Source organism: Streptomyces tibetensis (genome assembly GCF_007655005.1).
Classification (GTDB): domain Bacteria; phylum Actinomycetota; class Actinomycetes; order Streptomycetales; family Streptomycetaceae; genus Streptomyces; species Streptomyces tibetensis.
Window position 1 is genome coordinate 1 of sequence record NZ_SZVW01000023.1, and the last position, 12460, is coordinate 12460.

Sequence of the window (12460 nt, forward strand, 5' to 3'; positions counted from 1 at the left end):
TCTGCTTCAGACGCGGGCTGGTGGTGGTCGTCATCAGATGTCCTCACCCGTCCGCTTGGCAACGCGGATCTTGTTGCCTTCGTCGTCGAAGCGGTAACCGACGCGGGTCACGACCTTGTTGCCGTCCTTCTCCACGACCAGCTGGACGTTGGAGACGTGGATCGGCGCCTCGGTGGTGACGATGCCGCCGGCCTGCGAACCGCGAGCCGTCGGACCGGCCTTGGTGTGCTTCTTGACCCGGTTGACACCCTCGACCAGGACACGGTCCTCGCGGGGGAAGGCCGCGATGACCTTGCCCTGCTTGCCCTTGTCCTTACCCGTGATGACCTGGACCAGGTCGCCCTTCTTGATCTTCATGCTCACAGCACCTCCGGCGCGAGGGAGATGATCTTCATGAACTTCTTCTCGCGCAGCTCTCGGCCCACCGGGCCGAAGATACGGGTGCCACGAGGGTCGCCGTCGTTCTTGAGAATGACGGCGGCGTTCTCGTCGAAGCGGATGTACGAGCCGTCCGGACGGCGGCGCTCCTTGACGGTGCGAACGATGACCGCCTTGACGACGTCACCCTTCTTCACGTTGCCACCGGGGATCGCGTCCTTGACGGTGGCGACGATGACGTCACCGACACCCGCGTAGCGGCGACCGGAGCCACCGAGCACACGGATGCAAAGGATTTCCTTCGCACCAGTGTTGTCGGCGACACGCAGTCGCGACTCCTGCTGGATCACGTCTATCTCCTGATTGTCTGCCGGTTCCCGGGGCGGGCTGCGAAACCCGCACACCCGCCCCGAGCCTGGCGGAACGATTCCTAGGGAATCCCCCTAGGAGGGATTACTTGGCCTTCTCGAGGATCTCGACGACGCGCCAGCGCTTCGTCGCGGACAGCGGCCGGGTCTCCATGAGGAGGACGCGGTCGCCGACACCCGCGGCGTTCTGCTCGTCGTGGGCCTTGAGCTTGCTCGTACGGCGGATGACCTTGCCGTACAGCGCGTGCTTGACGCGGTCCTCGACGGCGACGACGACGGTCTTGTCCATCTTGTCGCTGACGACCAGACCCTCACGGGTCTTGCGGAAGCCGCGGTCCGTCTTGGTCTCTTCAGTCACGTTGCTCTCGCTCATCAGGCGCTCTCCACCGTCTCGATGCCCAGCTCGCGCTCACGCATCAGGGTGTAGATCCGCGCGATGTCCTTACGGACGGCCTTGAGCCGGCCGTGGTTCTCGAGCTGGCCCGTCGCCGCCTGGAAGCGGAGGTTGAACAGCTCTTCCTTGGCCTCGCGGAGCTTGTTGAGCAGCTCCTCGTTGCCCAGCTCGCGCAGCTCGGACGCCTTGGTACCGGCCGACATCACGCTTCACCTGCCTCGCGCTTGACGATCTTGCACTTCATCGGCAGCTTGTGAGCCGCACGGGTCAGGGCCTCGCGCGCGATCTTCTCGTTGGGGTACGACAGCTCGAACATCACACGTCCGGGCTTGACGTTGGCGATCCACCACTCAGGAGAACCCTTACCGGAACCCATGCGGGTCTCGGCGGGCTTCTTGGTGAGGGGGCGGTCCGGGTAGATGTTGATCCAGACCTTGCCGCCACGCTTGATGTGGCGGGTCATGGCGATACGAGCGGCCTCGATCTGGCGGTTCGTCACGTACGCCGGGGTCAGCGCCTGGATGCCGTACTCGCCGAACGCGACCTGCGTGCCACCCTTGGACATGCCGCTGCGCTTGGGGTGGTGCTGCTTGCGGTGCTTGACCCTACGGGGGATCAGCATGACGGTCAGGCCTCCGTTCCGGTGCTCTCAGCCGGAGCGGCGGACGCGGGAGCCTCGGCCTTGGGGGCCTCGGCGCCGGCAGCCTGCTGCGGCTTGCGACCGCGCCCGCCACGCTCGCCACCGCGGCCACCACGGGCCGGGCGGTCGGCGCCGCCACGGGCCGGGCGGTTACCCGCACGGGCAGCAGCGTTCTCGGCGCGGACCTCGGCGATGTTCTTGACGTCGCCCTTGTAGATCCAGACCTTCACGCCGATGCGGCCGAAGGTCGTCTTGGCCTCGAAGAAGCCGTAGTCCACGTTCGCGCGGAGCGTGTGCAGGGGCACGCGGCCCTCGCGGTAGAACTCCGAGCGGGACATCTCGGCGCCACCGAGGCGGCCACCGCACTGGATCTTGATGCCCTTGGCGCCGGCCTTCATCGTGCCCTGCATGCTCTTACGCATGGCGCGACGGAAGGAGACGCGGGAGGAGAGCTGCTCGGCGACGGCCTGGGCAACCAGCTGAGCGTCGGTCTCGGGGCTCTTGACCTCGAGGATGTTCAGCTGGACCTGCTTGCCCGTGAGCTTCTCGAGGTCACCGCGGATGCGGTCGGCCTCGGCGCCACGGCGGCCGATGACGATGCCCGGACGAGCGGTGTGGATGTCCACACGCACGCGGTCACGGGTGCGCTCGATCTCGACCTTGGAGATGCCGGCGCGCTCCATGCCGGACGTCATCATCCGACGGATGGCGACGTCTTCCTTGACGTAGTCCTTGTACAGCTTGTCGGCGTACCAACGCGACTTGAAGTCGGTCGTGACACCGAGCCGGAACCCGTGCGGGTTTACCTTCTGGCCCATTACCGGGTTCCTTCCTTGCTGCTGACGACCACGGTGATGTGGCTGGTCCGCTTGCGGATCCGGTAGGCACGGCCCTGGGCACGCGGACGGAACCGCTTCAGGGTCGGGCCCTCATCGACGTAGGCCTCGGAGACGAAGAGGCTGTCGACATCGGTGTGGTCGTAGTTGTGCGCGGCATTGGCGATGGCGCTGTCGAGCACCTTGCCGACCGGCTGGCTCGCGGCCTGCGGGGCGAAACGCAGGACCGCCTGAGCCTCCGTGGCGTTCATGCCACGGATGAGGTCCACCACGCGGCGGGCCTTCATGGGCGTGACGCGGATGTACCGCGCCTGGGCCCTGGCTTCCATGGTTGTCCTTCCAGTGTCTGTCATGGTCATTCCACCCCGCGCTTAGCGGCGCTTCGACTTCCGGTCGTCCTTGACGTGACCCCGGAAGGTGCGCGTCGGCGAGAACTCGCCGAGCTTGTGGCCGACCATCGACTCGGTGACGAACACCGGAATGTGGGTCTTGCCGTTGTGCACCGCGAGCGTGTGGCCGAGCATGGCCGGCACGATCATGGAGCGACGGGACCAGGTCTTGATGACGTTCTTGGTGCCGGCTTCGTTCTGTGCGTCCACCTTCTTGATCAGGTGGTCGTCGACGAAGGGCCCCTTCTTCAAGCTACGAGGCATCTCAACCCGTCCTTAGCGCTTCTTGTTCGTCTTGCGGCGGCGGACGATGTACTTGTTCGACGCCTTCTTGGGCGAACGAGTACGGCCTTCCTTCTTGCCCCAGGGGGACACCGGGTGGCGACCACCCGAGGTACGGCCTTCGCCACCACCGTGCGGGTGGTCCACCGGGTTCATGACCACACCACGCACGGTCGGGCGAACGCCCAGCCAGCGCTTACGGCCCGCCTTACCCCAGTTGATGTTGCTCTGCTCGGCGTTGCCCACCTCGCCGACCGTGGCGCGGCAGCGCTGGTCGACCAGGCGGATCTCACCGGACGGCATGCGGAGGTGGGCCATCGAGCCCTCCTTCGCGAGCAGCTGCACCGAGGCGCCGGCGGAGCGGGCGAACTTCGCGCCGCCGCCCGGACGCAGCTCGATGGCGTGCAGCGTGGTACCGACCGGGATGTTACGCAGGGCAAGGTTGTTGCCCGGCTTGATGTCGGCCCCGGGACCGTTCTCGACGCGGTCACCCTGCTGCAGGTTGCGCGGGGCGAGGATGTAGCGCTTCTCGCCGTCGGCGTAGTGCAGCAGCGCGATGCGCGCGGTGCGGTTGGGGTCGTACTCGATGTGCGCGACCTTCGCCGGCACGCCGTCCTTGTCGTGACGACGGAAGTCGATCACGCGGTAGGCGCGCTTGTGGCCACCACCCTGGTGGCGGACGGTCACACGACCGGAGTTGTTACGGCCACCCTTGCTGTGCAGGGGGCGGACCAACGACTTCTCCGGCGTGGACCGCGTGACCTCGACGAAGTCGGCGACGCTGGAGCCACGACGGCCCGGCGTAGTCGGCTTGTACTTGCGGATTCCCATTTCTCAGTCCTCGTCCGATATCGGACGATCCGGACCGCCCTTAGGCGGTCGGACCGCCGAAGATGTCGATACGGTCGCCCTCAGCGAGGGTCACGATCGCGCGCTTGGTGGACGCGCGCTGGCCGAAGCCGGTGCGGGTCCGCTTGCGCTTGCCCTGGCGGTTGATCGTGTTGACCCCGGTGACCTTGACCGAGAAGACCGCCTGGACGGCCTGCTTGATCTGGGTCTTGTTGGCGCTCGGGTCCACGACGAACGTGTACTTGCCCTCATCGAGAAGCGCGTAGCTCTTCTCGGAGACGACCGGCTTGAGCAGCACGTCACGGGGGTCCGTGAAGGACTTGCTCAGCGGGGTCTCGACGGTGTTCTTGCCCTCGGCGGCGTGGCGGCGCGCCTTGGCGACGCGCGCGGCCTTGGCCTTCTTCGCCGCCTTGGAGGCGATAGCGGGGTGACGGATAGCCATCAGACCTCGCTCCCTTCGGTGTCATTGGCCTTCGGGCCGGACACGAAGGACTCGAAGGCGGCCTGGGTGAAGACCACGTCGTCCGAGACGAGAACGTCGTACGTGTTCAGCTGGCCCGGCTCCAGGATGTGGATCTGGGGCAGGTTGCGGGCGGACAGCCACGCGGCCTCGTCGGCGCGGTCGACGACCAGGAGCAGGTTCTTGCGCTCCGAGATCTTGCCGAACAGCGACTTGGCGGCCTTCGTGGAGGGGGTCTCGCCCTCGACCACGCCGGAGACGACGTGGATGCGGTTGTGGCGGGCCCGGTCGGTGAGGGCGTGACGCAGCGCGGCAGCCTTCATCTTCTTCGGGGTCCGCTGCGAGTAGTCACGCGGCACGGGACCGTGCACGACGCCACCACCGGCGAACTGAGGCGCGCGGGTCGAACCCTGACGGGCGCGACCGGTGCCCTTCTGGCGGTACGGCTTCTTGCCGCCACCACGGACTTCACCGCGACGCTTGGTCTTGTGCGTGCCCTGACGGGCAGCGGCGTTCTGCGCGACGACGACCTGGTGGATCAGCGGGATGCTGATCTTCTCCACGCCGAAGATCTCCGCGGGGAGCTCGACGCTACCGGTCTTCTCGCCTGCAGGCGAAAGGATGTCAACAGTGCTCATCGGTACCTCAGGCCCCCTTGGCCGCGGTGCGGACCAGGACGAGGCCGCCGTTCGGACCGGGAACCGCGCCCTTGATGAGCAGGAGACCCTTCTCCGCGTCAACGGCGTGGACGGTCAGGTTCTGGGTGGTGACACGCTCGTTGCCCATGCGACCCGCCATGCGGAGGCCCTTGAACACGCGGCCCGGGGTGGCGCAGCCACCGATGGAACCGGGCGAGCGGTGCTTGCGCTGGGTGCCGTGTCCGGCGCCGAGGCCCTTGAAGTTGTGACGCTTCATGACACCGGCGAAGCCCTTGCCCTTGCTCTTGCCGGTCACGTCGACCTTGAGGCCGGCCTCGAACACCTCAGCGGTGATCTCCTGGCCGAGGGTGTACTCGCTGGCGTCAGCGGTACGGATCTCGACGAGGTGGCGGCGGGGAGTGACGTCGGCCTTGGCGAAGTGGCCCTTGAGGGGCTTGTTCACCTTGCGCGGGTCGATCTCGCCGAACGCGATCTGGACGGACTCGTAGCCGTCGACGTCGTTCGTACGGACCTGGGTGACGACGTTGGGGCCGGCCTTGACGACGGTGACCGGAACAACACGGTTGTTCGCGTCCCACACCTGCGTCATGCCGAGCTTCTCGCCCAGGATGCCCTTGATCTGCTTAGCCATTCTCAGATCACCGGCCTTCAGAGCTTGATCTCGATGTCGACACCGGCCGGGAGGTCGAGTCGCATCAGAGAGTCAACGGTCTTGGGGGTCGGGTCGAGGATGTCGATCAGGCGCTTGTGCGTGCGCATCTCGAAGTGCTCGCGCGAGTCCTTGTACTTGTGCGGCGACTTGATGACGCAGTACACGTTCTTCTCAGTGGGCAGCGGCACCGGGCCCGCGACCGACGCACCAGTGCGAGTCACCGTCTCGACGATCTTCTTCGCCGAAGAGTCGATGACCTCGTGGTCGTAGGCCTTGAGCCGGATGCGGATCTTCTGTCCCGCCATGGCTACTCAGTAGTCCTGTCTCTCAACGCTCTGGAACCCGGTGGATTCCTGTTGCTGCCTTTGCTCCTCCGACCCACGCGGTCGGGCGTGTCGCACTCTCGCTGACACAGATGTCCCTTGTTCGAACATCCCTGCGGGATTGCGCACGGCCCTGCCGGAACCGCGAGCCGGGGGCTGAAGGCCCACCGGGTGCCTGGCCGGTGCCGCACTGACACTTCCCGAAAGATTCCCGTACGTCCGCCCCAGTGCTGCCGTGTGGCAGTTAGGGCGACGAGTACTGTGGGACTCGCTTCCGGTCCCCCCGGCGGGAGGCGCGCAGCATCAACACTCGACCGAGCAACTCGGACAGTCTGCCATATGGGGCAGGGCCGACGCCAATCGAGCCGAGGAGAATACCCCGGGGGTGACGAAGGTCAAACCCGGGGGACACTCCGCGGCGTTCCGTGCACCAGCCTCTCCGGCAGGAGCCCCGAGACGCTCGATCAGATACCCCAGGGGTCTGGGTGGGGCTTGGCTGCCGGGTCCTGGGACCAGGTCAGACGCTTCTCGATCTGGTCCCCTGTGAGGTCGACGAGCCGGTCGGCCGCCCAGCCGTTCCACTGGACCGCACCGGGAAACTGCGGCAGCCGGAAGGCCGGAAGCTTCGTCGGCAGCGCCTCGACGTGGTACACGGGCTTCTTGACTTCCCCGTCCAGCCTCTTCGGTTTCGACGACCTGCGCAGGTCAAGACAGTCGACCACCTGTTCCACCAGATAGAGGAAGTACTCCTCGCGCTTGGCGCCCTTGATGTCAACCGGCACCAGACGACCGGCGGACAACAGCGCGTCCCCCAGGCCGTCGGCGAGGCGTCGGCTGAGGACGGGAGCGCCCGGCCTGCCGGAGGGGAACTCGCTCCTGGCCCAGCGCCGCTCGCCCATCCACTCCGCGCTCAAGAGGGCGGGCGGCTCCGCGCCGGCACCGGCACTCTGCCAGCGCATGAGCTGACGCACACCAACGCTGTCGAGGTGCAGCTGCTGGTACTCACCGAGGCTCGGCAGGAGCCGGTACACCGACAGCGTCTCACCAGGCAGGTCGGTCATCACGTCACCATCCTTGTCCGTCGTCGTATCGGCACGGTCCATCATGGTGCCGTCCACACGGCGTTCGCCGATGGTTGTCCGCTCGCCAGCTCCCGCTCGACCTGCTGGCCGATGGAGCGAAGTTCCGAGCGCAGAGCGCTGCGGATGGCACGAGCGCCGTATCCGGCCGCTGTCATCCGGTCCACCGTCGTCTCCAGATGCGTGTTCAGGCGCAGCAGGAACGGCTTGCGGTGCGTGAAGTTGTGCGGCCTCGGATGCCCCAGCGGGATCCCGTTCACCGCGTCGTTGATGTCGACGCCGTATCTCTCCAGCAGAGCCCGGCTCTCCGCCGCCCTGTTGCGCTTCATACCTGACGGCACGATGTGGGCGGCGGCTTCGCCCACCCCCTTGCCCCGTCCTTCCCGCGCCAGGTTCTTCGCCAGCAGGTCGGCGTTCTCGGCACAGGTCAGCAGCCCGAGGTAGTCGAGCCACGACAAGGGGTTGGGTACGTACGCCCGGGGGTTCGGGCCCGCGTCCAGCCCGAGCGGGTCCGAGCTGATGTAGGCCGCGTTGATCGGGTCGTAGTACCGGAAGAAGTTGTAATGGAGCTGCGACTCGGGGTCGAAGTACTGGCCGGGGAAGCGCAGCGGGGTGGAGGTGTCGTGCGCCCCGTCCGGCGCCGAGAGTCCCCAGAGCGTGGTGTCGGAGCGCCAGGCGATGTCACCGGCCTCCGAGACCAGCTCGGTCGGGGTGCCGACCAGATCGGTGACGATGGCGAAGAACCGCTCGTCGACGACTTCCTGGGGTTCGTCGGCGAGAGCGGTCCGCTCCGTCTGGGTGAGTGGGCGGGTGCCGTCTCGTTCCCAGGTCAGGGTCGACACCTCGGGCGAATCGGCGCGGACCGTGCTCTGCTCCACGAGATGTGGGCCGTCCCAGATGAAACGGGTCTCCTCGGCGACGCCCTGCCCGTCGGGGGTCAGGCGCTGCTTGGCGATCCGGCGTCCCAGCGGGTCGTGCAGATAGCGCCAGGCCGTTCCGTCGGGAGTGACGACCGAGGTGAGACGGTCGTCGGCGTCCCAGGTGTAGCGCCAGATGTCGGGCTTGCGCGACAGCCGTGTCCTGCGGCGCAGCACGACCCGCCCGGCGGCGTCGTACTCGTAGTGGACATCGCCCGCGCGCAGCGCGCGGTTGCCCTGGTAGAGGCGTTCACCGCGGCCCTCCGTGGCGCCGTAGCGGTCCGGCCAGGCTGCGCGTGTCAGGTTGCCCTGCCCGTCGTAGGCGTAGGACTCCGTCCACTCCCCCGCGCGAACGGCGAGAACGCGTCCCGCCGAGTCGAGGTCGAAAGTGCGGCGTCCGGTGGTGCGGTCTTCGCATGCGGTGACGTGACCGTCGGGGCGGTAGGTGAAGCTGCGCTGCGTGAGCGACGGCGTACTGCCCGTGGAGGTCAGCTGCTGTGCGCTGAGCCGGTCTCCCGCGTCCCAGACCTGGGTGAGTATGAGGGCCGAGTCAATGCTCCGGGTGGTCTCGCGGCCGAGGCCGTCGTGGGCGAAGGCCAAGGTGTGGCCGACGGTGGCGAGCCGGGTGCGGTGTCCAGCCGGGTCGTACGTGTATGTCGTGATGGCACCGCTCGGCGTGGTCCGGCGTGCCGGGCGGCCCACGGCGTCGTACGCCGTGGCGAGGACCTGCCCGTCGATGGTTTCGGCGGTGACCCGGCCCGCACGGTCGTAGTCGTACGCAAGCGCGGCGTGCGGCCCCTCGGCCCGCACGAGACGGCCGGAGCGGTCGTGGACGTACGTGGTCGCCCGGCCGTCCAGTACCGCCCGGATCCGGTTGCCGACCTCGTCGTAGAAAAACTCGGCTGTCTGCCCGACCGCATTGGTGCGGCTCAGCAGTTGGCGGGCGGGGTCGTAGGCGTACATGAGCGCGCGGCCGTCGAAATCCGTCTCCGCTATCAGGTTGCCGACCGCGTCGTAGCGGTAGTCCCAGGTCAGCCCCCGTGCGTCGGTGACGCGGAGGAGCCGCAGTTCCGTGTCGTGGGTGAACGTGTGACGGACACCGTCCGGCGTCGTACGCGAGGTGAGCAGATCGAATGCGCCATAGGTGCAGGAGGTGGTCCGGCCGAGTGCGTCCGTGTGGGTGAGCTGGTTGCCCTCGCCGTCGTATGTCCACCTCTGGACGCTGCCGTCGGGATCGGTCCGCGAGGTGAGAAGACCTTCCACCGACCACGTCCGCCGGGTCAGACCACCCAAGGGGTCGACGACGGTGGTGCACCGGCCGAACGGGTCGTACGTGTACGTGGAGACGGCACCGAGCGGGTCGGTGGCCGAAGTCGCCTGGCCGGCAGGGTTGTTGGTGAAGCGGTGGACCGCGCCCGTCGCATCCGTCAGGGAGGCCAGCGCTCCCGTCGGCTCGCGGGTGAACACGGTGGTGGCTCCGTCGGCGGTCGTCAGCGACGTGCAGTTGCCGCGTTCGTCCCACTCCTGACGGAGGACACCGCCGTCGTACTCGGTGATCTCCACCGGCAGCCCGAGCTCGTTGTAGCGGGTCGCCGAGGCGGAGCCGTCGGGCAACCTGACGGCCGTCAGGCGGCCCTGGCCGTCCCATTCCAAACGAAGCTCGCGGCCCAGTTGGTCGGTACGGCTGAGCAGCCGGTCCCGGTGGTCCCACTCCTGGGTGACCGTGTGGCCGAGCGCATCGGTCTCCGCGATCAGCTGGTAGGCGTCGTTGAACTGGTAGTGCGTGGCGTGTCCCAGCGAGTCGACGGCGACCGTGCGCCGGGACTCGTCGTCGTACGCGAAGGTGTAGGAGAGGAACCCGTCCTTGCCGTGACCGGCCACGCAGCGGCCCTGGTCGTCGTACTCGAAGCGGTACCCGATCGCGTTGCGGTCCTCCCATCCTGTGATGTGCCGGTTGTCGTCGTAGGCGAAGCGCAGGGGCAGACCGGAGGAGTTGCGGACGGCGGCGAGGTTGCCGCGTGTGTCGTAGCCATAGCGGACCAGGGTCGGCCGGTCGGGGTGGCTGCCCAGGGTCAGCTCCGTGATCCTGCCGTTCTCGCAGGTCACGCCGATGCGGTAGCCGCCGTGGTGGACGACCTCCTCGGGTGTGCCGTCCGACCGATAGGTCACGCCGATCGTGTTTCCGTTGCGGTCACGGATCTCGGCCAGCGGAAGTACGTCGGGCGACCGGTCGGGCAGCGGTCGGAACCGCAGGGTGTGATCGGTCTCGGGCCGGTGCACGACGAGCTCGCCCGCGGCGCTCCCGTCCCAGCTCAGCGGCCAGGCCGGGCCTGCCACCGGAAGTACCGGGGCATCCGCTTCGGGAACCGGATAGTGCAGCACCATGCCATCGGCCACGGTGAACCGCACCCCGCTCGCGTCGAGCAGGAGGCGCTGGTCGAGCGTGCAGGTCCAGCTCGGCCCCAGGAGCCGACCGCTGCGGACGCGGCTACGGTGATGCCGTTCCAGGACGAGCGGCAGCACCCCGTCCAGCGTCACGTCCGTGGCGGACATGACCATCTCTCCTGTCGCCAGATCGATGGGGTCGCCGCGGGTGATGAGCTTCTTCATCTGCCGGCCGAAGGCTCTTGCTCCCTTCCCCAGGCCCTTGACACCCATGGCCATGCCCTTGAGGCCGGTCTTACCGAGAGCCCTCATTCCCTTGGCGAGTCCGCCGAGGGTGGTGAGGCCCTTCATGCCGGGTATGCAATCCAGCGCTGCCAGCCCCACGTCCCATAGGGACGCTTGGCCTTTCGAGTATTTGTAGAGCGTGTCCGCGAGTACGACGGCAGCGGCGATCAGGACGATCGCGCCCAGGATCGGCCCGCCGATGATCATCGCCACGATGCCGACCACGGCGACGACGACCTTGCACACCGCGACGATGGTGTCCCAGTTGTCGGTGAACCAGTCGCCGACCTCCTCCCACCACGACCGGTTCTGGATACCCGCGTCCGAGGCCTCGTCGATCTTCGACTTCGCTTCCCGGGCGGCCTCCTCGCGCATCTTGCGCGCGTCCTCGGCCATCTTCTTCGCAGCGGCGAGGGCATCCTGCGCGTCGGAGACGTCCGACTGCGCCTTCGACTGAGCCGACTTGGCGTGCTGCACATCCCGGGTCGCGGCACGGACCTTGGCCTCGTCCGGCTTGTCCGCGTCGGACTTGCTGCCCGTCGGGTCGTCCTTGTACTTGTCCGCCTCCTTCGTCGCCCGCGTCATCCACGAGTCGGCCGAGGTGAGACGGGACTGGGCCGAGGAGAGGCTGTCCCGCGCCTCACGGCCCTTGACCAGGGCCTTGTCGGCCAGGGACTGCGCGCGCTCCAGCTTCGGCCAGAAGTCGGAGAGCGCGTCGCCGCACATCTCGTAGGACTTCTTCAGCTTCTTGAGGTTCTTCGGGACGTCGGCGAAGTCCTCCTTGAAGACGTCCGCGGACTTGCCCGCCCACTCCAGCAGGGTGCCCTCGCCTGCCATGCCCTTGACCAGACGCAGGGCGTCGGAGACGTCGTCGGCGAAGTCGTGCAGCTGCTTCGCGAGTGTGCGGACGCGTTGCGGGTCGCCCGGGGTCGGGTCCTTGTCCAAGTCCAGGACATGCCAATCAGCCGGCCTGTGCCCCGCCATACCGCAACCCCCGTCATGCGCACATCTGTCAACAACCGTATGCGCACGTGAACTTACAAGGCACAGTCGTTCGACGGGAAGACCGGGCTCGCAGCGTGAGCTGCGCGGACGCGTACCGCGTGGACATCATGAGCTGCGTCCGCGGACCGCCCGCCAGGCGTCCTCGACGGCGTACACCGACCGCAGCCACCAGGCTTCCACCTTGTTCCGCACCACCGCGTACACCCACCGTCGCTTGAACCATGGCGGCAGCTTCCGGAACGGTACGAAGGTGAGGGTGTCCCCGATGGCGTCCTCGGCCACGCCGCCGGAGCCTTCGGCGCGCAGGGCCGCGAACAGCTCCGGACTCAACTGCCCATGGAGCCGGGCCGCGTGACCCGCCGCCGTGACGGCGAATCCCCGCTGAGCGGGGTTCGGCAACTGCATCGCCCTGATGATCCGTGGAGACACGTCCGCCAGCGAGCAGTTGAGTGCCAAGCCGATCACTGCGGTCCCGAGATGCGCCTCTCCGCGCTCGAACGCGGCGTCCCACTCTTCGGGGTCATCGAGCCCCAGCAGGCCGTGGCCGCCCTCCCAGTCC

Annotated in this window: 16 protein-coding genes; all 16 read right to left on the reverse strand. The window is 67.6% G+C overall.

Going from position 1 to position 12460, the window contains the following annotated elements; genetic code table 11:
• Window positions 1-33: 33 nt before the first annotated feature.
• On the reverse strand, window positions 34-357 hold the full coding sequence (rplX, locus tag FDO69_RS32775; RefSeq protein ID WP_003992365.1) for a 50S ribosomal protein L24: 324 nt from the start codon (window positions 355-357) through the stop codon (window positions 34-36).
• A gap of 2 nt (window positions 358-359) precedes the next feature.
• Window positions 360-728, reverse strand: coding sequence for a 50S ribosomal protein L14 (gene rplN / locus FDO69_RS32780; RefSeq protein WP_041985720.1), 369 nt, complete (start codon window positions 726-728; stop codon window positions 360-362).
• Between the two features lie 103 nt (window positions 729-831).
• Window positions 832-1119, reverse strand: a complete 288-nt coding sequence (rpsQ, locus tag FDO69_RS32785) for a 30S ribosomal protein S17 (protein WP_030839660.1) — start codon at window positions 1117-1119, stop codon at window positions 832-834.
• Window positions 1119-1343 (reverse strand): 50S ribosomal protein L29, encoded by a 225-nt coding sequence (rpmC, locus tag FDO69_RS32790; RefSeq protein WP_010036720.1) that lies wholly within the window; start codon window positions 1341-1343, stop codon window positions 1119-1121. Before rpmC ends, rpsQ begins: the two co-directional genes overlap by 1 nt.
• Entirely contained in the window at window positions 1343-1762 is a 420-nt protein-coding gene (rplP, locus tag FDO69_RS32795; protein ID WP_055553500.1) for a 50S ribosomal protein L16, read from the reverse strand. Before rplP ends, rpmC begins: the two co-directional genes overlap by 1 nt.
• Window positions 1763-1767: 5 nt before the next feature.
• Window positions 1768-2598, reverse strand: a complete 831-nt coding sequence (gene rpsC, locus FDO69_RS32800; RefSeq protein WP_104785485.1) for a 30S ribosomal protein S3 — start codon at window positions 2596-2598, stop codon at window positions 1768-1770.
• Window positions 2598-2945: a 50S ribosomal protein L22 gene (gene rplV, locus FDO69_RS32805; RefSeq protein WP_031141295.1), complete on the reverse strand. Its 348-nt coding sequence runs from the start codon at window positions 2943-2945 to the stop codon at window positions 2598-2600. Before rplV ends, rpsC begins: the two co-directional genes overlap by 1 nt.
• A 42-nt stretch (window positions 2946-2987) precedes the next feature.
• Window positions 2988-3269 carry a 30S ribosomal protein S19 gene (gene rpsS, locus FDO69_RS32810; protein ID WP_003992359.1) on the reverse strand — a complete coding sequence of 94 codons (282 nt, stop codon included), beginning with the start codon at window positions 3267-3269 and terminating at the stop codon, window positions 2988-2990.
• A gap of 12 nt (window positions 3270-3281) precedes the next feature.
• On the reverse strand, window positions 3282-4118 hold the full coding sequence (gene rplB / locus FDO69_RS32815; RefSeq protein ID WP_030839671.1) for a 50S ribosomal protein L2: 837 nt from the start codon (window positions 4116-4118) through the stop codon (window positions 3282-3284).
• Window positions 4119-4158: 40 nt separating this feature from the next.
• Window positions 4159-4578: a 50S ribosomal protein L23 gene (rplW, locus tag FDO69_RS32820; RefSeq protein WP_031105224.1), complete on the reverse strand. Its 420-nt coding sequence runs from the start codon at window positions 4576-4578 to the stop codon at window positions 4159-4161.
• Window positions 4578-5234 carry a 50S ribosomal protein L4 gene (rplD, locus tag FDO69_RS32825; RefSeq protein WP_104785488.1) on the reverse strand — a complete coding sequence of 219 codons (657 nt, stop codon included), beginning with the start codon at window positions 5232-5234 and terminating at the stop codon, window positions 4578-4580. The genes rplW and rplD overlap by 1 nt, the downstream gene beginning before the upstream one ends.
• 7 nt (window positions 5235-5241) lie before the next feature.
• Entirely contained in the window at window positions 5242-5886 is a 645-nt protein-coding gene (gene rplC / locus FDO69_RS32830; protein WP_030839681.1) for a 50S ribosomal protein L3, read from the reverse strand.
• A 17-nt stretch (window positions 5887-5903) separates the two neighbouring features.
• On the reverse strand, window positions 5904-6212 hold the full coding sequence (gene rpsJ / locus FDO69_RS32835) for a 30S ribosomal protein S10 (protein WP_003948644.1): 309 nt from the start codon (window positions 6210-6212) through the stop codon (window positions 5904-5906).
• Window positions 6213-6694: 482 nt separating this feature from the next.
• The gene (locus tag FDO69_RS32840; protein WP_104785766.1) at window positions 6695-7291 is read right to left on the reverse strand and encodes a hypothetical protein; all 597 of its coding nucleotides are present in this window, start codon (window positions 7289-7291) and stop codon (window positions 6695-6697) included.
• Window positions 7292-7332: 41 nt separating this feature from the next.
• Window positions 7333-11880: a DUF6531 domain-containing protein gene (locus FDO69_RS32845; protein WP_420878562.1), complete on the reverse strand. Its 4548-nt coding sequence runs from the start codon at window positions 11878-11880 to the stop codon at window positions 7333-7335.
• A gap of 126 nt (window positions 11881-12006) precedes the next feature.
• Entirely contained in the window at window positions 12007-12306 is a 300-nt protein-coding gene (locus FDO69_RS42415) for a hypothetical protein (protein WP_234388196.1), read from the reverse strand.
• Between the last annotated feature and the right edge of the window lie 154 nt (window positions 12307-12460).